The organism is Methyloparacoccus sp. NF-16 (assembly GCF_056880625.1).
Genome location: NZ_CP174130.1, coordinates 1,850,973 through 1,871,668, shown reverse-complemented (window position 1 = coordinate 1,871,668; position 20,696 = coordinate 1,850,973). Strand labels below are relative to the sequence as shown.

Here is a 20,696-nt window from a genome sequence, read left to right as displayed (position 1 = left end):
CTGCGGTCCCGCGCCTGTGACCGCGGCTTCCGTACTTTGCCGGCGGCTGCGCGGCCGGCGAGGCGTCAGCATCTGGATCCTCTCGTCCACCCCGGATGGTGAACCCAACCCTATGTCGAATCATGTGAACCTGGCCGACAAGGTCGCCCGCAACTTTTCCCCGACGGGCACCGGGTATGGGCTGCGCGAACTGCTGACGCAAATCTTTCGCGAGAAACGGCTCTGTCTGGCCGTATTTCTCATCATTGGCCTCATCGGCATACTGGCAGGTTCTATGGCTGGGAAGGTTTATACCGCCGAAGGCCGGGTGCTGGTATTGCCGAGCCGTGCCTACACCATGAAGCAGGAAGTCGGCAGCGACAATATCTCGCTGAGCATGACCAGCGAGGAGTTTGTTCTCTCGGAGGCCGAGATTTTCAAGAATCGGCAAGCCATCTGGCAAGCCATCAAGCTGACCGGCCTGGAGCGCCTCTATCCTGACATCGCCAGGAAACTCCGGCGTTCACGCCCTTCTTTCTGGCAAGGCCTGGTGGGCGCCGTCAAAAACGGACTGGGTCTTGAGTCTGCCCCCCTGAGTCGGCGGCAGAAGATCCGCGCCCGGCGGGCGCAGCTCATGGATCAGGCCGTCGTCCGCTTCGAGAAAGCGCTCAAGGTCTGGAGCATCAAGAATGCCAACGTCATTCTGCTCAATTTCCGGCACAGGAATCCCTTCGTCGCAGCGGATGCCCTCAACGCCTTGATGGCGTCCTATCTGGATACCCGCCACAAGATTTATGCCCAGACACGCTCGGAAGTGTTCAGGGAGCAGAGGGAAAAAATCGCGGATCGACTCAACGAAAAAGCACGCGAAATCGAGAACTTCAAGCTGGCCCATCGGATCAGTGACTTCGAGGACCAGAAGTCTTTGCTGATCCGGCAGCAGGCCGAGTTGCTGGGTAGTCGCATGGAGGCCGAGACCAGGCTTCGGGAAACCGAAAGCCGACTGGAGGCGCTTGGTGCGAAATTGGCCACGACGCCGGCCGAGGTGGCCCTTTACCAGGAAAATATCCGCTCGGAGAATAGCGACTCGGCCCGCGCCACCTTGATCACCCTGGAAGCGCGCCGCAACGAGTTGCTGACCAAGTTCACGGAGGATAGCCGCTACATCCGCGATATCGACGATCAGATCCAGGCGCTCAAGCAGAACATGAAAGCCCTGCCGCCGACCGAGTCAAGGCATCGGCGTGTGGGGCGAAATCCGATTCTAGACGCGCTGGAATCCGATTTCGCCATGCGGAGCGTCGAAGCGGCCTCCCTGCGGGGGCGATTGAGCAGCCTGATCGCGGAACAGAACTCGCTCAATGACAAGCTTCAGCAATTCGACCACCTGGAGAAGGATTTCAAGAATCTGAAGATACAGCGCGATTTTCTGGAGGATAACCTGAAGGTCTATGCGCAGAAAGTCGAGGAAGCCATGATACTCGAAGAAATGGACCGCCAGAAAATGGATAATGTTCGCATCATCGATTATCCACGCCCTGTCGAACAGGGGTCCAATCTTTTTCTGATGATCAGCGTTGCGGCGCTCTTGATCGGTGCTTTCATGGCGCTCGCTGCCGCCCTGATCAAGCATTATTTCCGGCAGGTCTTCATCGCGCCAGAGGAGGTTGAGCGAAAGCTCGGCCTGCCTGTCCTGGTCACCGTTCCCTTCAAGGCCGATCTGACTGTCCCGGCCGGCAAGACCTGATGTTTGCCATCACGGCAGGCGCGGAAGATTGCCAGGCACCAGCCCTGTGCCTGGCCGATGACCCGACCGACGGGCGAATCGCCAAGGCCGCTGCCGGATCATGAAAACCCGCGGCTGGCATTTCCATCTCACCAGCCTGGCGCCGGCCAATTTGCTGCTGGCCGTTGTCGGGCTTGGCGGTCTGGCCTTGTATAGCCGATTGATGACGACCGAGCAGTATGGCGCCTATGTTCTTGCCCTGACGGCGCAATTGCTGGGGCAGTGGCTGCTGTTCAGTTGGCTGACGATGAGCGTGGCCCGCTTCACGCCCCGCATGAGGAAGCCGCGGCAAGCCCGTGAATTGCTCACCACCGTCTATGCCATGGCTCTCATGGTCGGCTTGGCCCTGATGGGTCTGGCCTGGGGGCTTGACATGCTTTACCCGGAAGGGTCGGGCCGTTACCGCCCGCTTGTCTTTGCCACCATGAGCATGATGGTGTGCCGCAGCATGGCTCAGATTGGCCTGGAATCCCATCGCGCCAACCTGCGGATTGGTCGCTACAGCTTGCTGGAGTCGAGCCAGGCGCTGGCGGGCCTGGGTTTTGGCTACGTGCTGGTCAGCCGTGGTGCGGGCCAGCCGGAATTTGCCTTGTGGGGTAGCGCACTGGCCAATCTGGGGCTTTTGGTGGTGGATTTACCCTGGATCCTGCGCAACCTTCGCCCGGGCTGTTTTTCCCGGCCTCTGTTGCAATCAATCTGGCAGTATGGCTGGCCCATGGCGGTATCGCTGGTGCTTTGCATGTCGCTGGCCAGCCTCGATAGATTCCTTCTGGGCTACTTGACCGGTGAGGAGGCGGTAGCGCTCTATGGTGCCGCTGTTTCCATAGCCGAAAGACCCCTGTCGATCGCCTTTAACTGGATTGGTTCGGCTACCATTTCCTTGAGTTTCAACGCGCATGAGCGCGAAGGCATCAGCGCTGTGAACGCCATCATGCAAGGGGCTCTGGTCACCCTGATTTTACTCACCTGGCCAATGGCGTTCGGGCTGGCCGCCCTGGCTGAGCCAATCGCCACTTTCATGCTGGGCAGGGAGTTTCACCAAGGTGTTGCCAATCTATTGCCATGGGTTGCCCTGACCGGACTCCTGAAGGGTTTTGTGGATCACTACTTTGCCCAGACATTCCAGCTGACGGGCAGGACCGCGGCGCTTTCCGGAACCTACGCCGCTGCCTTGGGCGTCAATTTGCTGGCCAACCTGATCCTGATACCCGCATTCGGTCTGCCCGGCGCCATCGCCAGCGCCGTCCTGGCCTATGTCACGGCGATGATCCTGCAAGTGGCGTTGGCCGATGCCGGTTTGCGCCGGCGGCCCCCCATGATGGACATGTTGAAGGCTTTGCTTGCCTGTGGCCTGATGTACGGAGTGGTTCGCCTGCTGGCCTTTTCCGGCACGGTGCAGGGTTTGCTGCAGGGTGTCGGCGCGGGTGTGCTGAGCTATGGTCTCGTCGCCTATTGGCTCGATTTGGCCGGGATCCGGAGGCGCATTGCCCGGGGTTTGGCTGACCCCAAACGGTGATGACACGCTTCCGTGCCGCCTGACATGCTGCCGGTCTTCCGGGCAACCCCGACGACAGATCCGGCGATGAGCGCATATCCGCTGTTGCCTGCCACCGGCAGCGTTTCACAAGCTGCCGGACTGCTTGCCCTCATTCTCTACTACGTCATGCCGGCCAATCTGCTGGTTCTGCTTGGCATACCCTACAACGTCCCGGGTGGCGCCTTGCCTTTCAAGTTTCATCCGGGCAGCTATCTGATTGCCCTGGCCTTCGTGGCGACCATGGTTCGCCGCGATCCGATGGGCCAGTTTGTCGCCCTGTCACGTCAGTTCCCGGCGCTTGCAGGGTATGCACTCATGCTGATCGGCATCATGGTTTACACCACGATCCGCTTCGGCACGGGCGGGGTCGGATTCTTCATCGATACCCTGTTTATCCCCTCGCTTCTGGTCGCGCTATTGTATCTCTCGCCCGATACCTACCGGCAGCGTCTTTTCTACTGGATACTGGGGTTGACTCTGGTGAACGCGATGCTCGGCATCGTGGAATCGGCAACGCAGTGGCGCCTCCTGCCCTACATGATTGGCGACGAGGAGGTTGTTGAGGATTTTTTCCGCTCCGCGGCGTTGACCAGTCATCCTCTGGAGAGCGCTCAGCGCACGGTCCCGGTCCTGTTCGCATGCCTGATCCTGCCGGTTGGCTGGCGCATTCCCTGTCTGCTGGTGCTGTTCCTTTCCTTGTTTGCCTTTGGCAGTCGTGGCGCCTTCGGTGCAGCCCTGTTGTTCATGTCCACCTGGGCGGGGTATGCCGCATTCCGTGCGATGGTTGCCTCCAGGCTCGATATTCGCTGGTTGATCTGGGCTAGCCTGCTGTTGCCACTTGTCCTTGCTGCCGGCGGATATTCCGCCTGGAAACTGGATCTGGGCGCCCGCATCTTTGAAAAGCTGTTCTGGGACGATAGCGCGGCCAGCCGGCTCGAATCGGTTCAGCTGCTGGATGAGCTGACCCTGGGGCAGTTCCTGTTCGGTGCGGGTACCGATGGACTGGCGCAGTTGATCGATGCCAAGGGTGGCTACTTCAATATCGAGAACTTCTGGGTGGTTTTGCTCATCCAGCTCGGTATTTTCGCCTTCGTGCCGTTTGCCCTGGGGCTGATTGGCCTGATGGTCAGCGTGGCACGCAAGGGGCCGACGCCGGTGCGGTTGGCGGCATTCGTCTATTTGTTGCTTGCTTCCAGTAACGATGCGCTGTCCCACAAATCGCCCAACCTGAGCCTGCTGCTGGCGACCCTGATCGGGGCCACTGCCGTTGCCCGCACGCACCAGAATCAGGAGCCGATTCACCCCGGCCAGCATGAGCTCTATCGGAACCATCTCCGGCGCCTGCGCCAGCCGGTTCGTGAGCCTATGTCGCGGCCATGACGGACGTCAGTCGTTGGGGACATCGATATAGAGATTCAGCGATACGAGGTCAAAGTCGCGATCATAGACGACATCTCTGTTGAGGTATTGGTTCATGTAGCCGATTTCCGTGCGCCATACCTTGTCGAATTTGTATCCGACGCCGACAAAAACACGATTCTGGTCTATGCCGGAAACCGGGCCCCAGTTCACGGTATTGGCATTGACGAATAATTCGTCCGAGCCAATGAGTGACCATTTGTCGTCCAGGGGGTAGGCGAGCTTGAACTGCTGGCGAAAACGTACCCCGACTTCTCTGCCATTATAACGGCCTTCGCTAAGGTTTACGGTGCGCTGCTCCAGCCGGGATCGGGAGGAAAAACTGCCGATTGGGGTTGGCGTTGAATAGGTATATTGTTCCCAGGCACGATTCTCGTTGAACGGGGATTCTAGTTTCGCGTAAGGATCCTTGACGGTCTGGAAGGCATAACCAACGTGGACGCTATGATTGTCATCGAACTTGTAGCCTATCGCATCATGCGTCACCACCGCGGCCAGAACCATGTTGCGGTCATTGTTGCCCGGGTATCCATATTGTTGTGCGGCACGCAAGGACAAGTCCGCGTAGTAGAGCCATGGAGAATCCTTGGCAAATTTTCCATTGACGATGACATTGCCCCACATGCCGAACAGCTGTTCGGTGCCTTCTACTCCGTCGGCCCCGCCGCCTCCCGCCAGAACCGGGACAGTAAAGGCCGATAACACAATCAGATGTAGTATTTTTTTCATGGAAAATTGGAAAAGATATGCTATTTAAGAAAGTTTCTGTCTATATTGGCTGTTTCCTGGTCTTGCCAGCATGCGCGGGACATTGCAAGCCGGGTAAGCTGGTGATTCGCTGCGATCTGCCGGGTGTTTGCTGACCGTAATGCATGAGATGCAACTGGCGGCCGGCGAAGGTTCGAACAAATGCTGCTGATCTATAGCGCATCACGCTGGCAAACTACCTCGGTTGAGCCAGAAGGAGAGGGCTTGATTTCTATGGGCGAGTCGCAGGACGGGCCGATGTCGTGCTGGCGTTCGCCACGCCATATCCTTGGTATCTTTGCCGCTTGCAACGATAACGTCCCAAGGCCCGAATCGCTGTTTGGCATCCTCAAGGCCATCGCTGGCGGCCACGGCGTCGATGCAGCCCCCAGATTGGCGTCGAATTCCTTCACGTTCTTGTGCTCTGGAAGCGGATGTCGAATACCTGCAATGATGTCCCTGCCGAGGTTCGCTTTATTGGGATAAGCCCATCGTTTGATGGCATGCAGGCCTTCATGAAGGACGCATGACAAGTCTATGTCTTATTTGTTACAGAATGATGACATCGTGGGTATTGATTGATGGTATCGAAGGCATATTTGGTAACTAGGTAAATCGGTTGGATTCCGCCGGAAAATATACCGAGCATATCGTGTTCGTGTGCTTTTGCACCGATGCCAGTTCATATCAACCCAGCGCTATGCCCATTCTCCTGATGGGGTTCCGTTGCCTTTGACGATAACCTGCTGTTCGGCAAAATGTTATTGTCCATGGGCACGAGTCCTGCTGCGGGCAGCTCCGGTAACAACGACGCGGAGACATCGAGTGAGCAATCCCGACCTTTTTCAGGCATCAATCATCCTGATGCTGGCCGCCTTGACTTCCAGTGCGCCTGTCAAGGCTCCCTACGAGGCGGATGAGGCACGGCTGGCGGGACTGGAGTCTCGTGACATCTGGTTGTCGAATGACCAGGGGCGCGGCCATCTGGTCAACCACCGGCCCGAATCCCGTTTGCAGCTTCATGCCCTGCATCGCCACGAGTCCGGACGGCACCCCTCCTAGGAAACCCCGTATCCCGCTGCGTGCTCCTCTGCCAGCCAGCCTCCGGGCTGGCGTCTGGCGCAGGACTACCCACGGCCGCCGTTTGACCACGGGCCCACGCCATCGCCCCGTGATCCCGTGGCGTTGATGACGCTCCTCGGGGCACTCCGCTTCCCGCGCAGGGCCCTGCCGGAATCGCGCGAAGCTGGCGCAGTCGATTATTGACCGTTCGAGACATAACGTGCCGCCATCCGGTCTCTTGGGTGACAAATGAAGGCGGGCTGGCGATAATCGCACGCTTTTCTTCAAGGTCGGTACAAACCGGATGTGGTTCAAGAATCTGACTCTGCTCCGTCTCGGCGAACCCTTTCAGATGGAGGGCGCCGAGCTGGAAAAACGGCTGGAAGAGAAGCGATTCCGTCATTGCGGCAGCCTGGAGCCGCAGAGCGAAGGCTGGTTTCCGCCGCTGGGCAAGGAAAACCTGCCACTGCTGCATCAGACCGGTGGCTTCATCATGCTTTCCCTGCAACGCGAGGAGAAAATCCTGCCGGCTGCGGTCGTAAACGAACTGGTTGCCGAGCGTGTGGCGGAGATCGAGGAGCAACAGCTGCGCCAGGTGCGTCGCAAGGAGCGTGAGTCCATCCGCGACGAGATCTTGCACGAGATCCTCCCGCGTGCCTTCAGCCAGACCCGGCGCACCTATGGTTATATCGATCCGCGCGCTGGCTGGCTGGTCGTCGACAGTGCCAGCGCCCGCAAGGCGGAGGATTTTGTTGCCGCCTTGCGGCAGACGCTGGACGGTTTCCCGGTAGCGCCGATCGCGACGCGGGAGCGTCCGGCTGCCATCATGACCCAATGGCTGGTTGGCGGCGGCGTTCCGGATGGGGTGAACCTGGAGAACGAATGCGAGCTGAAGGCACCGGAGGAGGATGGTGGCATCGTCCGCTGCCGTCGGCATGAACTGGATGCTCCCGAGATCCTCAACCACATTCATGCCGGCAAGGAGGTCCAGAAGCTGGCGATCAGCTGGAACGACCGCCTGAGCCTGATGCTGGACGAGTCCTTGACGGTCCGGCGGTTGCGTTTTCTGGACGCCATTCAGGAAGCTGCAGCCGAGGTTGAAACCAGCGACCGGGCAGCCCGCTTCGATACCGATTTTGCGCTCATGAGCCTCGAAATCGACGCCTTCCTGCCGGTTCTGCTGGGCTGGTTTGGCGGCGAGGCTCCCGTGGCCAAGCCCTAGTCCGAGGTGATTTCCATGTCCGACCACCCGATCACACCCTCTCCAACGCGACCTGTCCGTCCCCTGTTGCGCGCGGTGGCGCTTGCCTGGCTGCTGGGTGCCGACCTGCTCGCGCAGGCGGAGGTTTTTCGAACGCCCGACAGCGGCGACGACATCATCGGAGAAATCCGCCATGCCCGCGCGCATCAGGAAGATACCCTGATCGATATTGCCCGTCGCTACAGCATCGGCCAGGATGAAATGGTCATGGCCAATCCGAGCGTGGATCGCTGGCTGCCGAAGGCCGGTACCGACGTCGTGATCCCCAAGGAGTACATCCTGCCGGATGCGCCGCGGGCCGGTATCGTCGTCAACATCCCGGAAATGCGGCTTTACTACTTCCCGGTCCGGGCGTCAGCACCACGGAAGGTACCGGTGGCGGCAAAAGCCCCGGTGGTCAACACTTGCAAGAAACCCGCCGACAAGCCGGCGAATCCCGAAAAAGCCGGTGCCAAGACGACCGCTGCCAAGCCGGGAGCCAAAGCCGCCACCAAGTCAACCGCCGCAGCCAACGGCAAAACCGCCAACCAATCGACTGTCGCAGCCAAGGCCAAACCGGCTGCCAGGCCGGCCTCCGCGGCCAATCCCAAGGCTGCCGCCAAGCCCTGCGTCGCCAGCGCCGCACCCAGGCCGCCCACACCGGCACCCGCGCCGGACGTTACCGCTTTCGAGTCTTCCGGAGCAGGGGAGGTCATCACCTATCCGGTCAGCATGGGCCGGATGGACTGGCGCACACCGATCGGCAAGACCACGGTCGTCCACAAGCAGAAGGATCCCTCCTGGACGCCGCCGGCCTCGATCAAGCGCGAGCATGCCGCCAAGGGTGATCCCCTGCCCGATGTGGTGCCCCCGGGGCCCGACAATCCCCTCGGCCAGTTCGCCATGCGCCTGTCGGTGCCGGGCTACCTGATCCATGGTACCGACGCGGCCAAGGCCGACGGCATCGGCATGCGCGTGACGCACGGCTGCATGCGACTGTACAACGAGGACATTGCCAAACTGTTCCCGCTGGTGCCGGTCGGTGCTCCGGTCTATCTGGTCAACCAGCCGGTCAAGCTGGGCTGGCGGGGTGGGTTGCTGTACATGGAAGTCAGCCAGCCACTGGACGAGGACGTCGGTATCCGTGGCCATGATCCGGACGAGGATGTCAGCAAGGAGCAGCTGCAGCGCGAGGATGAACTGCGGGCACGTTTCCTGCTGCGCATCGCCAGGACGGAAATCCAGAAGATGCAGGACAGGACCGGCGCCTCCGTCGATATGGACAAGGTACGCCGGGCGGTGGAAAAGCCCACCGGCATTCCGCTCGTGATCGGCGGCAGCGGGGGCGACTGGCGCCAGGCGGCCGCAAGCGATGAGGGTCTCGCGCCGGTCCGCCAGGAAGCAGACCCGAACCGGAGCGCGCTGGATGCCCGGTTGCCGGCCCCCGGGTCCGTGCCGCCGCGCCGTCCGGCTGGCGAGGTCGAGCCGTATGCCGGCGGCAGGGTCGCACCGTTGCGGCCGTCGACCGTCCGGGGCGAATCGGCCGTTGGGGAAGCCCGCGACAGCGAGACGTTCTACTCTCCCGCCGATCCCTATCGCCCCGGGCGCGAGCCGGAACCGCTGGCGGAGACGCGCCCGACCGATGCCCGGACCTCACCCTATGGCAGTCTCGATCCCCTGGACGCCCCGGATAACGCCGAGGCCGAGGAAGAGTAGCGGGCCGACCGTTCAGCCGGCTGGCGGGCGATAGCCCTCGGGCATATCGCTCGCGCCGCCGAACAGGAATTTCTCCCGCTCCCGGGCCAGCAACTGCCTGGCTTCCGCCTCGAAGGGCGTCAGCCGGTGCTCGTTGATGAGCATGGTCTGAAGCTTGAGCCACTCCTGCCAGGCCTCGCGGGAAATGTTCTGGTAAATCCTCTCGCCCTCGGGGCCGGGAAAGGGCGGTTTGTCGAGGCCTTCGGCCTGTTTGCCGGTACGCTGGCAGGTAACGATGCGGGTCATGGACAACTCATGTTGGCTGGGGTTGGTTGACGGATAGCCCGGCGGCCAGGCTCAACCGGCCGCCAGACCGGACAGCAGGGATTTTACCGGAGCCGGAAGGCCCGGGAGTGCCTCCGGTTCAAACCAGCCATGATCGAGCGCCTCGCCGACTCCGGTCATCGGGACGGCGACCAGCCGGGTTGGCGTGTAATCCAGATGGAAGTGCGAGAAGGTATGCCGCCGGGTCGGCTGGACTTCGAGATCGGCGGTTGCGAGTCCTCGCGACCGGCACCACAGCTCCAGCGATGCCGGATCATCGAATTCGGGCAGGCTGTAGAGGCCGCCCCAGATGCCGGCTGGCGGACGCTTTTCCAGATAGACGCGCCCCCGTGAGTCCAGCAGCACCAGCAGCCAGCAGTGCCGCACGGGCAGGCTGTTGCGTGGTCTGGGCGACGGGATGACCGCGGTGAGTTCCTCGCGCCTGGCGCGACATTCCGCCGCGAGCGGGCATGCCTCGCAGCGGGGCCTGCCGCGTGTGCAGACCAGCGCGCCCAGGTCCATCATCGCCTGGTTGTAGTCGGCGGTGCGCTCGCGTGGCGTCAGCCGTTCGCTCAATGCCCACAGTGTGCGCAACATGGCGGGGCTGCCTGGCCAGCCATGCAGGCCGGCATGGCGGCACAGCACGCGCTTGACGTTACCGTCCAGTATCGGCGCCCAGCCACCCAGTCCCAGGCTCAGGATGGCGCCGGCGGTGGAACGGCCCACGCCGGGCAACTGCTGCAGGGCGTCGAGATCCTGCGGGAACTGGCCCTGGTGGTCCGCCCAGAGGCGATTCGCGGCCCGGTGCAGGTTGCGGGCGCGGGCATAGTAGCCGAGGCCGGCCCAATGGGCGATGACCTCGTCCAGCGGCGCCGCGGCCAGCGGCTCAACCCCGGCAAAGCGGTCGACGAACTTCCGGAAATAGGGGATGACCGTCGCGACCTGCGTTTGTTGCAGCATGATTTCCGAAATCCACACACGGTAAGGGCTGCGCGGGACTTGCCAGGGCAGATCCTTGCGGCCGTGCCGGTCGTACCAGTCGAGGACACGGTAGGCAAACGCGGGAGCTTGCATGGGCGCTGGGACAGACTGAGGTAACGGATGCGTATTGGCGACCGGGTTCATCCCCGGGTATGGTCAGGGCGGATCAGGGGCGCGTGCCTCTTTTGGGGCACATTCCGGTCCGGCAGCGTGGCGATGGTATCGTCGTTCACCAACCGCCGGCCCTGCCATATTCCCGCGCAAGTCTGCCCGGCGTCGCGTCCAGCCAGAGCCTGGACCAACGACTTTGCTAGCCGCCCATGATGCCATCGCATACGTCCGATCACAGCCCCTGGCGGATTTTTTTCGCCTTTCTGCGCCTGGGTCTTACCTCTTTCGGAGGACCCGTGGCTCATCTCGGCTATTTTCGGCAGGAATTCGTCATCCGCCGGCAGTGGCTCTCCGAGCGTGGTTATGCCGATCTGGTGGCGCTTTGCCAGTTTCTGCCCGGGCCGGCGAGCAGCCAGGTCGGCATGGCCCTGGGATTTTCCCGGGCGGGCTACGCTGGCGCCCTGGCTGCCTGGGCGGGCTTTACCCTGCCTTCGGCCCTAGCCCTGATACTCCTGGCCCAGGGCATTGCGCACCATGGCGAACGGATTCCGTCGGGGCTACTGCATGGACTCAAGGTCGTGGCCGTGGCTGTCGTTGCCCAGGCGGTATGGGGCATGGCCCGCTCGCTGTGCCCGGACCGGCTGCGCATCACTCTCATGGCGGCGGCGGCCTGCCTGGTCCTGTTGCTGCCGTCTGCGGCTGGACAGGCCGCGGTGATCGTGCTGGCCGGTCTGGTCGGGCTGGTCGGGCTGGTCTGTTGCCGGGTGCCGCGGGACGGCACGCACGAGCCATTGCCCATCGCCATAGGTCATCGCGCTGGCCTCTTGTGGTTGTCAGCATTCCTGGCGCTTCTGCTGGGTTTGCCGATACTCGCGGCGCTGTTGCCATGGCATGCGCTGCAGATAGTGGACGCCTTCTATCGCGCCGGAGCGCTGGTTTTCGGTGGTGGCCATGTCGTGTTGCCGCTCCTGCAAGCGGCGGTGGTGCCGAGCGGCTGGGTTGCCCAGGACGTCTTCCTGGCCGGCTATGGCGCCGTCCAGGCGGTGCCCGGTCCCCTGTTCACGTTTGCCGCCTTTCTGGGGGCTTCGATGCCGGAGCCGTATTCCGGCTGGTTTGGCGGGATGTTGTGCCTGTTGGCGACCTTTGTCCCCTCGTTCCTGCTGGTGGCGGGTGTCCTGCCGTTCTGGGAGGGTTTGCGCCGCAGCCGGCATACCCAGGCCGCGCTGGCCGGCGTCAATGCGGCGGTCGTGGGATTGCTGCTGGCGGCGCTGTATCAGCCGGTCTGGACCGGCGCCATTGGGCAGGCTCCCGACTTCGGCCTGGCGCTTTCGGCGTTTGTCGCGCTGGTGTTCTGGAAATGGTCACCCTGGCTGGTCGTTGTCGCCAGTGCCAGCACAGCCTGGCTGCTCGATGCGACAGGCCTCATGGGCTGAGGCGGCAGCGGTCCGGATTGTTGTTTCCCGCCGTTCGCGATCGGGGCGACGGGGAAGGGCACGCGCTCAGGGAGCGTCACGGGATGCTGCGCGCACCGTCAGCTCGTCAAAGCTGCCCTTGCGGATGTTCCAACCGGCGAGTTCCGGCAGGCTGAAGAGCGCGCCGCGCAGTCCCTCCGCCAGTCGCAAACCCTGGTCGAAGGGGGCGCTGAGTGTGCCGAAGGCGCTGACGCCCAGCGCGTAGCCGAGATTGAGGCTGCCCAGCAGAGGGCGGGCCCAGGGCGGTTGCCGCTCGGTGAAGAAGAGGAATGCCGAGTCACCTGCACGGGACTCATAGACCGACGAGCTCAGGGTCATGCTTTCACGGATCGCTGTCAGCCAGTCGTCATGGGCCGCCAGCAGCCGTTCGACTGCCCGATGGCGGAAGGCCGGCAGGTGTCGCACGGCCTGGGCTCGATAGCGCTGGCGGGCCAGCTCGAAAAAGCGAAATGGAATGAAGCCTTGCTCCGCGCCGGGCTCGATATATGCGCCCAGCGCGGCGCGAATGGCGGGCGTGTCCGGAAAGCTGCTGTGGATGGCCCGCGCCAGTTCGGTCACACAGTTGCGGGTCAGCAGCTCGTAACCATAATGCGCGCGGAGACGGGCCAGAAAGGCAGCGGCCTGTTCCTCCGCCTGACGCGGCCAGCGGTCCAGCTTGGCGTGGCCGACAGTCGGCAGAGGCGGGCGGATGTAGCCCAACCCTTCCGGCGGGCCGGCGTCGCGGCTTACCCGCAGGGCCCGCCCGGTTGCCAGCCCCTGTTCGATTTCATGCAGCTCGGAGCCCGCCAGCTCCAGCCGTTGATAGGCCATCTCGTCGGGTTCCGCCGAGGATAGCGCTGCCGCGCGCTGCTGCTGCAAGCGTTCATGGAGCCGCTCGGCCAGCGTGATCAGGGCCGCCCGGTCCTCAGTCGAGAGCTCGCGCAGTTCGGAGGCTGGTCGGGACGGCAGGATATCGAGCACCAGCAGGTGTCCGCTGTCCAGCGCGGCGCCGACGGCCTCCAGACGGGCCAGGGCCAGCAGCAGAGCCGGTCCGCCGGCAGGGGATTCCCGCGCCAGCTCGGCAAGGATGGTTGCCTGCAACTGTTCGCGGTAACGCGCCAGCACCACCCGTTCGGGTGCGGTCAGGCTTGCCTGCCCGGGTGGCAGAAGCCGCGATACGTCGATGAGTCGATCCTCGGCCACCGCCCAGCCCCCCTGCATGGCGTTGACGGCGAACCAGCGCGCGCCGACGTCGGTCAGGCGTTCGGAGAAGGTGAGCGGATAACGCGGATAGCGATCCGGTGCCAGGCTGGCGTCGGATCGGCCGTGAACGGGCTGATAGCGCAGCGATTGCAGCCGGTGCCGGTAGCGCGACTGCAGGTTGGCGAGATAGCGGGGGCCCTCGCGTTCGCACAGCTGTTCCCGCAGCCTGCTCAGGGTCGCGGACTGCGATGTCGGGGCAAAGAAGCCGGCGCCGGGCATGAGCAGGGGCTCATCGTCCCGCCAGGACTTCAGCAGCCGGATGTCGCGTTGCAGGTCCTCAAGATGTTCGACCTGTCGGCTCTGCACCAGATACAGCAGATTCAGCCGTTCCCGGATGCGTTCGGCGTCCTCGGTCCGAACACTCAGGCGGACGAGATCAATGCTGCGGTTCTCGAGATCGTTGTAGACGAAGCGAAAGCGTTCCCAGCCGTCCCGGGCGAGGCGGGTGTAGCCACGATCATTCTGGTAGTGGTAGACCGTGTCGCCCAGCCGGAGCGCCGTATGACCGCCACTGGAGCCATCGACGTTGGCATCGATGTAGAGCAGATCGAGCGTATCGGCAACGGCGTCAGGCTCCCCGGCGCAGAGGCTCAGGCCCGCCAGTAGGGCCAGCCACAGCCGGGAACGGGCCTGCCCCCGCAACCTAGTAGCGGTAGCCTTCCTGGATCAGCTTCAGGGCGTCCTTGTTGCCGGCGAGGACATTGGCCAGGAAGGACTGGTTGGCGACCTCTTCCTTGGCGATGCCGGCCTTCTTCAGGCCCTTACCGATCCCGTAATAGGTGGCCTTTTCCTGCGCCCAGTTGCTGATCTTGTACTGGCGGGCCGTCCGGCTCAGGGCATTGGGAAATTCCGCCGAGGTCATCGAGGAGCCGGCAATGGAGTAGGTCAGGTTGGCGACGTCGTCACGGTAGGGAAGCTTGTCCTTGCCCACCCCGCCCTTGGGACTGGAGGATTCGGAACTGGAGGTAACCGAGCCGGAGCTGGATTCCAGCGATTCCGAAATCGAGGCGCTGGAGTAGGAGAAGGAGCAGCCGGCCAGACTCATCGTCAGCAGGGCAGCCAACGCACAGGACCCGAACGTTGGCGAAATTTTCAGGGTTATCGGCATCGGCGTGGCAACCATGGGCAGTGAAGGGGGATCAGCGGCGGCGGTAGAGCGGTTCCGCCGTATCGGCGGCAGCCTGATAGGTTACGGTAAATTCGCTGAAAGCCTTGAGCCTGTCGTCAAGGTCGCTTCCCTCCGGGAATTCGAAGGCATCGACCCCCACCCGTTGCAGGAAATACATCTGATCGCGCAGAAAGTCGCCGCGGGCGCGGATTTCGCCGGTGAAATCCAGGCGATCGCGCAGCAGCCGGGCCTGCGAGAAGGCGCGCCCGTCAGTGAAGAGGTGCATGTCCAGCACGATCAGCGACAGGGTGTCGAGATCCGACGCCAGCGCCTCCGGTGCGTCGGCGGCAGCCAGCCGCACACCCACGGGCTGGCCATGGGTCACCAGCTCGGCTTTGTGCCCCAGCCAGCGTGCCAAGGTGACGGTGAAGGGGCTCCGGCCATCCGGGATGACTTCGTCGTCCAGGTGGACCCAGGGATCGGATACCGGCAGGCCATTCTTAATGACTGACATAGACGCGCTCCTGGAAAGGCTTGATCCCGGTGCGGCGAACGGTGTCGAGGAAACTCTCGTCGCCTTCGCGCAGGTCGCGATAGGTGAGGAAGATGCGTTCCATCACGCCGGTCACGTCCGCCCTGGCCACCGAGGGGCCGAGCCGCTCGCCCAGCGCGGCATCGTTGCTGGAGGAGCCGCCGAGGGTGATCTGGTACCACTCCTCGCCTTTCTTGTCGACGCCGAGGATGCCGATGTGCCCGACCGTGTGATGGCCGCAGCCGTTCATGCAGCCGGAAATGTTGATGCGGATGTCGCCGAGATCGTAGAGGTAATCCAGGTTGTCGAACAGGCTCTGGATACCGTTCGCGACCGGAATCGAGCTGGCATTGGCCAGCGAGCAGAAATCCAGCCCCGGGCAGGTGATCATGTCGGTCGCCGTGCCGACGTTGGGCGTTGCCAGGTGCAGTTGTCGCAATTGTTCCCACATGGCGGGCAGGTCGCACTGGCGAACGTCCGCCAGTACCAGGTTCTGGGTATGGGTGACCCGCACCTCGCCGAAGCTGTGGCGGTCGGCCAGGTTTGCCACGGCCTCCATCTGTTGTTCGCTGAGGTCGCCGGGCGGCGTGCCATGCGGCTTCAGGGACAGGAGCACGACACGGTAGCCGGGCATTTTGTGCGCCACGGTGTTGTGGCGATACCAGGCGGCGAAGTCGGCACGGGTATGCTTGAGCGTTTCCACATCCGTGTCGACCGCCGCAAGATTTTCATAGGGTGGCGGCTGGAAGAAGGCGCTGACCCGGTCGATTTCAGCCTGATCGAGCAGCAGCTCGTTGCGGATATGCTGCCACTCAGCCTCAACCATCTCGGCGAACTTCTCCGCACCGGTCTCCTTGACCAGGATCTTGATCCGTGCCTTGAACTTGTTGTCGCGTCGCCCATGGCGGTTGTAGACGCGCAGGATAGCCTCGAGGTAGGAGAGCAGGTGCCGCTTTTCCAGGAACGGCCGGATGACCACGCCAATCATCGGGGTCCGTCCCAGGCCGCCGCCCACCAGCACTTCGAAACCGGTTTCACCCCGCTCGTTCCTTGCCAGTTGCAGACCGATGTCGTGGACCTGGGTCGCCGCACGATCGCGCTGGGCGCCGCTGACGGCGATCTTGAACTTGCGCGGCAGGTAGGCGAATTCCGGGTGCAGGGTCGACCACTGGCGGATGATCTCGCAATAGGGGCGGGGATCCTCTAGCTCGTCCGCGGCGACGCCGGCCAGATGGTCGCTGGTGGTGTTGCGGATGCAGTTGCCGCTGGTCTGGATGGCGTGCATCTGCACCGTTGCCAGATTGGCCAGGATGTCGGGCACATCTTCCAGCTTTGGCCAGTTGAACTGGATGTTCTGGCGCGTCGTGAAGTGGCCATAGCCCTTGTCATAGGTGCGGGCGATGTGCGCCAGCATGCGCAGCTGGCGCGAGGCCAGCAAACCGTAGGGTATGGCGATGCGCAGCATGGGGGCGTGACGCTGCAGGTAAAGCCCGTTCATGAGTCTGAGCGGACGGAACTGGTCTTCGGTCAGTTCGCCGGCCAGGAAACGGCGGGTCTGTTCCCGGAACTGAGCGGCGCGCTCGTTGACCAGGGTCTGGTCGTATTCGTCGTATTGGTACATGGATCGTTGATGGTCAGGGCTGACAGGCCCTTGGGCAAGTCGTGAAATATACACTGCCCGGCAGTCGGCCAAAAACAGCAGGCACTAATGCAGCAGCATGCCGTAGGTTCGGGGCACGCTCCGCCAGGCCACGCCGTGGCAGGATCGGCGCGACTCCCGGCATTTGGCGGCCGGGCGGTCAGGGGGATGGCAAATGCATTGTTTCGCCTTGCGCAGTACAAATCACCTATAATGCTGGGTTAATTTTGGGGCGCGGCAGGGTGATGCCGTTGCGATGCCGTTTTTCTGAAACTTTCATGAGGATGTCGCCTTGATCCGTTTATTGTTGTTGCTGGCAACGCTACTGATGATCCCCGAGTTGGCGTCCGCCGAGGAATCGGCCAACCTGGGCCTGACCGGCACGCAGCGGGGCCTCTATTGCGTCCTGATCTTCATCATTTCCTATGCCTTCGTGATGACGGAGGAATTCACGCATCTGCGCAAGTCCAAGCCGGTCATCCTGGCGGCGGGCATCATCTGGGCCCATGTCGCCTATCTCGCCTCCAGCAATGGCGTCCCTGCCGAGCAGGTGCACAAGGCTTTCGAGCATAACCTCAAGGAATATGCCGAACTGTTCCTGTTCCTGCTGGTGGCGATGACCTACATCAACGCCATGGCCGAGCGTAACGTGTTCGAGGCGCTGCGCTCCTGGCTGGTGAGCCGCAAGTTCGGCTATCGCAAGCTGTTCTGGATCACCGGCGTCATCACTTTCTTCCTGTCCTCCGTGGCTGACAACCTGACCTCTGCCCTGCTGGTTGGCGCCGTGGTCATGGCGGTGGGCGCCAACAGCCCGGCCTTTGTCGCCCTGGGTTTTGTCAACCTGGTCAGCGCGGCCAATGCCGGCGGCGCCTTCAGCCCATTCGGCGACATCACCACGTTGATGGTCTGGCAGGCCGGCAAGGCGGAATTCTTCGACTTCTTCGAGCTGTTCATCCCGTCAGTGGTCAATTTTGTGGTCCCTGCGGTCATGATGCATTTCGCCATTCCGGATGAAACCCCGTCCTTCCCCGAGGAGGCGCAGGTTCAGATGAAGCCTGGCGCACTGGTGATCTGCGGCCTGTTTGCCCTGACCATCGCCACCGCCGTCAGCTTCAAGCAGTTCCTGCACCTGCCGCCCTTCATGGGCATGATGGTGGGGCTCTCGTTCCTGATGCTGTTCGGCTACCGTCTGCAGCTGCTTTACAGCCGCAGCGAGGAGAACAAATTCGACGTTTTCGCCAATGTACGCGATTCCGAGTGGGACACCCTGCTGTTCTTCTTCGGCGTGGTCTTCGCGGTGGGTGGGCTCGGCTACATCGGCTATCTGGAACTCGCTTCCGCAGCCATGTATGACGGCCTGGGCGCCACGACCGCCAACGTTCTGGTCGGCCTCCTGTCGGCCATCGTCGACAACATTCCGGTCATGTTCGCGGTGCTGAACATGAACCCCGACATGGAGCTCTACCAGTGGCTGCTGGTGACCCTCACCGCTGGCGTGGGCGGTACGCTGCTCTCGGTCGGCTCGGCAGCCGGCGTGGCCTTGATGGGCACCTCCCGCGGGATGTACACCTTCTTCAGCCACCTGAAGTGGACGCCTGCCATCGCCGTCGGTTATGCGGCTTCAATCGTGGTGCATTACTGGATCAACCACTAGTCGGTTTTGCCGGACGTTACCGGACAACGAAAGCCCCGCAGCTCCCCGGCTGCGGGGCTTTTTTGAGCCTGCAGCTTTTTGTCGACGCCCGATTTCTCAAGCAGCCATCCGCTTTTCGAATTCCCAGGGTGACCGGTAATTCGGCCCGGAATGCCGCCTGACCGGGTTGGCGTAGGTCTTGATATGATCGAACGCGTCGGCTTCCAGTCTGCGGCGCCAGGTCGCCATGGTCGGGGTAGGCATCCATGCTGGGTGGTGAATGCGTACACGCCTGGTTGGCCAGTCCACTCGCGTCGAACGGTGATTGGACAAGCAGGATGCGCGGCCGAAGCCGGTGAACTCTCCGGTTTGTCTATGTTTTTGATAAAACTTGTTGGCCAGCCCTAAGCAAGGAGAGTCACGATGTCTCTAAACGATCAATGTGCAAGTCGAGTCAGGCTTCCGGCAGTCATCCTTGCCCTCTAGCTCGGTGGTGCTTCTTTGGTGGCCTACTCAGATTCATCAAGGATGGCCTCCGGTCAGCTTCCCGTCCACCTACATGCGATCAACTCCCGGGTCGCGACGGCGCCTCCCCCAAAGCCGATCCCCGACGATGAGTCCGGCCACATCAGGACTGGCTTGCCATTCAAGAATCCACCCATGATATCCAGCCGGCGGGGAGTCCTGGAGATGCGCCTCAACGCCGGCGCGAAGCCTGTCAGGATCAGTGGAAAAAAGGTCAATGCCCGTGTCTATGCCGCCTCGGCGCATGGCAAGGATTACCCCTATGCGTTCATGCCGCCAACGCTTGTTCTGGATCCGGGCGACAACCTGAGGATCAACCTGGCCAACCGGCTTGGTGAGCCGACCAATCTGCATACGCATGGTTTTTTCATTTCGCCCAGCGGTAACCAGGACAATATTTTTGTCGACCTGATTTCAGGGAAGTCAATCCTCTACAACTACTATCTGCCGCAAGGTCTATCGCCCGGCTCATACTGGTATCACCCTCACTATCATCCCCTGGTCGAGGAGCAGGTGTTTGGAGGGCTGTCTGGATTCATCTATATTCGAGGTCTTGAGGCGCTGCTGCCGCCCGATCTTCGCCGAGTGACCCAGCAGTTCCTGGGCCTCAAGGACTTCCAAGTCAATCGCTCGAATTCCATTCCTTCAGAAAACATCAACTCGGACAGCCCCACCCATCGAACCATCAATGGCCTTGTGCAGCCGGTGATGACAATGCGACCAGGTGAAACACAGCTGTGGCACTTCGGCAATTTGAGCGCTGATATCTGGTACGATCTGGAAATGCCGGGATTGACGTTCAGTGTGATCGCCGTCGATGGTAACCCGGTTGACAAGGTTCAGGAAGCCACGACTCTGTTGATGCCACCCGCCAGGCGGTTTGATGTTCTCGTCCAGGCAAGGCACGCGGGAATCTATCAACTGATTACCCGCGAGATGACGACGGGGCCAGATGGAGACACCTATCCTCGGACCTTGATGGCAACCCTGACTGTGAGGGGTGCTCCCGTCGCACCGGTCGCCTTACCAGAACAAATTCAGCCGTTGGACGATCTTGCTGATGCCATCGTCAGTCGTCGGCGGGTCTTTGAGCTTAGTGAGAACACCACCACGGGACAATTCTTTATCAACGAAAAGGAATTTGATCCTAACCACGTAGACGCCACTCCCGTTATCGGCACCGTTGAAGAATGGGTATTCAGGAATCGCTCACAGGAACTGCACCCGATTCATGTCCATGTGAATGATGCGCAAGTCATGAGCGTCAATGGTGTTCCTCAACAGGACAATTCGTGGCTGGATACGATGCCGATACCATATGCCACGCAGAATACCTCTGGCATATCTGTGCCCGGTGAGGTTGTCATGCGGTTAAGGTTCCGCCAATTCATCGGTCCCTATGTCTTCCACTGTCATATACTGGCCCATGAGGACAACGGCATGATGACGGTCATCAATGTGACGAGCCCGGACTCGGAGTAGAGGGCAGGTCAGCAGGGGCAGACCATCGCTGGAAAGGTGCCAGGGACAGATGCCTTGGCCCTTGCCCAGGATCGACCAATCTCTGGGAAAATGTCTTGTCGCTGAAGAGCCGGCTGTACAGCCGAGAACAGAAAGTCAGCCTGCTCTCAGGCTAGCTTTTTTCCGAATCCCACGGCTGCCGG

16 protein-coding genes are annotated in these 20,696 nt (G+C 61.9%); 9 read left to right on the top strand and 7 right to left on the bottom strand.

Features of this window, described 5'->3' with window-relative positions:
• Nucleotides 1-112 precede the first annotated feature (112 nt).
• The 3 genes from ACH5N8_RS08975 (at nt 113) to ACH5N8_RS08965 (ending at nt 4,682) form a co-directional block, all read left to right on the top strand.
• Nucleotides 113-1,726, top strand: a complete 1,614-nt coding sequence (locus ACH5N8_RS08975) for a GumC family protein (RefSeq protein ID WP_483281065.1) — start codon at nt 113-115, stop codon at nt 1,724-1,726.
• 100 nt (nt 1,727-1,826) lie between these two features.
• The gene (locus ACH5N8_RS08970; protein ID WP_483281064.1) at nt 1,827-3,281 is read left to right on the top strand and encodes an oligosaccharide flippase family protein; all 1,455 of its coding nucleotides are present in this window, start codon (nt 1,827-1,829) and stop codon (nt 3,279-3,281) included.
• Between the two features lie 24 nt (nt 3,282-3,305).
• Entirely contained in the window at nt 3,306-4,682 is a 1,377-nt protein-coding gene (locus tag ACH5N8_RS08965) for a VpsF family polysaccharide biosynthesis protein (RefSeq protein WP_483281063.1), read from the top strand.
• A gap of 6 nt (nt 4,683-4,688) precedes the next feature.
• Here the strand turns inward: ACH5N8_RS08965 and ACH5N8_RS08960 are convergent, their stop codons facing one another.
• Nucleotides 4,689-5,450, bottom strand: a complete 762-nt coding sequence (locus ACH5N8_RS08960) for a DUF2490 domain-containing protein (protein WP_483281062.1) — start codon at nt 5,448-5,450, stop codon at nt 4,689-4,691.
• An 843-nt stretch (nt 5,451-6,293) separates the two neighbouring features.
• Here ACH5N8_RS08960 and ACH5N8_RS08955 point away from each other — a divergent pair.
• From ACH5N8_RS08955 to ACH5N8_RS08945, 3 genes are all read left to right on the top strand, one after another.
• The gene (locus tag ACH5N8_RS08955) at nt 6,294-6,530 is read left to right on the top strand and encodes a hypothetical protein (protein ID WP_483281061.1); all 237 of its coding nucleotides are present in this window, start codon (nt 6,294-6,296) and stop codon (nt 6,528-6,530) included.
• 304 nt (nt 6,531-6,834) lie between these two features.
• A complete protein-coding gene (gene rdgC / locus ACH5N8_RS08950) occupies nt 6,835-7,752 on the top strand; it encodes a recombination-associated protein RdgC (RefSeq protein ID WP_460028722.1) in 918 nt (305 codons plus the stop codon).
• A gap of 15 nt (nt 7,753-7,767) precedes the next feature.
• Nucleotides 7,768-9,486 carry a L,D-transpeptidase family protein gene (locus tag ACH5N8_RS08945; RefSeq protein ID WP_483281060.1) on the top strand — a complete coding sequence of 573 codons (1,719 nt, stop codon included), beginning with the start codon at nt 7,768-7,770 and terminating at the stop codon, nt 9,484-9,486.
• Between the two features lie 12 nt (nt 9,487-9,498).
• Here ACH5N8_RS08945 and ACH5N8_RS08940 read toward each other — a convergent pair whose 3' ends face one another.
• Nucleotides 9,499-9,771 carry an oxidative damage protection protein gene (locus tag ACH5N8_RS08940; protein ID WP_460028724.1) on the bottom strand — a complete coding sequence of 91 codons (273 nt, stop codon included), beginning with the start codon at nt 9,769-9,771 and terminating at the stop codon, nt 9,499-9,501.
• Nucleotides 9,772-9,822: 51 nt separating this feature from the next.
• Complete coding sequence (mutY, locus tag ACH5N8_RS08935) at nt 9,823-10,863, bottom strand: A/G-specific adenine glycosylase (protein ID WP_483281059.1); 1,041 nt, start codon at nt 10,861-10,863, stop codon at nt 9,823-9,825.
• Between the two features lie 227 nt (nt 10,864-11,090).
• Between mutY and chrA the strand changes: the two genes are divergently transcribed.
• A complete protein-coding gene (chrA, locus tag ACH5N8_RS08930; protein ID WP_483281058.1) occupies nt 11,091-12,314 on the top strand; it encodes a chromate efflux transporter in 1,224 nt (407 codons plus the stop codon).
• 66 nt (nt 12,315-12,380) lie between these two features.
• On the opposite strand, the gene ACH5N8_RS08925 is transcribed toward chrA, so the two are convergent.
• The 4 genes from ACH5N8_RS08925 to ACH5N8_RS08910 form a co-directional block, all read right to left on the bottom strand.
• Nucleotides 12,381-14,237: a hypothetical protein gene (locus ACH5N8_RS08925; RefSeq protein ID WP_483281057.1), complete on the bottom strand. Its 1,857-nt coding sequence runs from the start codon at nt 14,235-14,237 to the stop codon at nt 12,381-12,383.
• Nucleotide 14,238: 1 nt separating this feature from the next.
• Nucleotides 14,239-14,658 carry a putative lipoprotein gene (locus ACH5N8_RS08920; RefSeq protein WP_483281056.1) on the bottom strand — a complete coding sequence of 140 codons (420 nt, stop codon included), beginning with the start codon at nt 14,656-14,658 and terminating at the stop codon, nt 14,239-14,241.
• 76 nt (nt 14,659-14,734) lie between these two features.
• Nucleotides 14,735-15,217, bottom strand: coding sequence for a DUF934 domain-containing protein (locus tag ACH5N8_RS08915; RefSeq protein ID WP_483281055.1), 483 nt, complete (start codon nt 15,215-15,217; stop codon nt 14,735-14,737).
• A complete protein-coding gene (locus ACH5N8_RS08910) occupies nt 15,204-16,856 on the bottom strand; it encodes a nitrite/sulfite reductase (RefSeq protein ID WP_483281054.1) in 1,653 nt (550 codons plus the stop codon). The genes ACH5N8_RS08915 and ACH5N8_RS08910 overlap by 14 nt, the downstream gene beginning before the upstream one ends.
• Nucleotides 16,857-17,202: 346 nt before the next feature.
• Between ACH5N8_RS08910 and nhaD the strand changes: the two genes are divergently transcribed.
• Both nhaD and ACH5N8_RS08900 read left to right on the top strand, forming a co-directional pair.
• On the top strand, nt 17,203-18,528 hold the full coding sequence (gene nhaD, locus ACH5N8_RS08905) for a sodium:proton antiporter NhaD (RefSeq protein ID WP_460028732.1): 1,326 nt from the start codon (nt 17,203-17,205) through the stop codon (nt 18,526-18,528).
• Nucleotides 18,529-19,197: 669 nt separating this feature from the next.
• A complete protein-coding gene (locus tag ACH5N8_RS08900) occupies nt 19,198-20,514 on the top strand; it encodes a multicopper oxidase family protein (protein ID WP_483281053.1) in 1,317 nt (438 codons plus the stop codon).
• The last annotated feature ends 182 nt before the right edge of the window (nt 20,515-20,696 follow it).

What these genes read in the sequence shown, in the direction of transcription:
- nhaD (WP_460028732.1), top strand. Translation starts at nt 17,203, where the DNA reads ATGATCCCCGAGTTGGCGTCCGCCGAGGAATCGGCCAACCTGGGCCTG.
- ACH5N8_RS08975 (WP_483281065.1), top strand. Translation starts at nt 113, where the DNA reads ATGTCGAATCATGTGAACCTGGCCGACAAGGTCGCCCGCAACTTTTCC.
- rdgC (WP_460028722.1), top strand. Translation starts at nt 6,835, where the DNA reads ATGTGGTTCAAGAATCTGACTCTGCTCCGTCTCGGCGAACCCTTTCAG.
- ACH5N8_RS08940 (WP_460028724.1), bottom strand. Translation starts at nt 9,771, where the DNA reads ATGACCCGCATCGTTACCTGCCAGCGTACCGGCAAACAGGCCGAAGGC.
- ACH5N8_RS08900 (WP_483281053.1), top strand. Translation starts at nt 19,198, where the DNA reads ATGCGCCTCAACGCCGGCGCGAAGCCTGTCAGGATCAGTGGAAAAAAG.
- ACH5N8_RS08960 (WP_483281062.1), bottom strand. Translation starts at nt 5,450, where the DNA reads ATGAAAAAAATACTACATCTGATTGTGTTATCGGCCTTTACTGTCCCG.
- ACH5N8_RS08965 (WP_483281063.1), top strand. Translation starts at nt 3,306, where the DNA reads ATGCTGCCGGTCTTCCGGGCAACCCCGACGACAGATCCGGCGATGAGC.
- ACH5N8_RS08970 (WP_483281064.1), top strand. Translation starts at nt 1,827, where the DNA reads ATGAAAACCCGCGGCTGGCATTTCCATCTCACCAGCCTGGCGCCGGCC.
- ACH5N8_RS08910 (WP_483281054.1), bottom strand. Translation starts at nt 16,856, where the DNA reads ATGTACCAATACGACGAATACGACCAGACCCTGGTCAACGAGCGCGCC.
- mutY (WP_483281059.1), bottom strand. Translation starts at nt 10,863, where the DNA reads ATGCAAGCTCCCGCGTTTGCCTACCGTGTCCTCGACTGGTACGACCGG.
- chrA (WP_483281058.1), top strand. Translation starts at nt 11,091, where the DNA reads ATGATGCCATCGCATACGTCCGATCACAGCCCCTGGCGGATTTTTTTC.
- ACH5N8_RS08915 (WP_483281055.1), bottom strand. Translation starts at nt 15,217, where the DNA reads ATGTCAGTCATTAAGAATGGCCTGCCGGTATCCGATCCCTGGGTCCAC.
- ACH5N8_RS08945 (WP_483281060.1), top strand. Translation starts at nt 7,768, where the DNA reads ATGTCCGACCACCCGATCACACCCTCTCCAACGCGACCTGTCCGTCCC.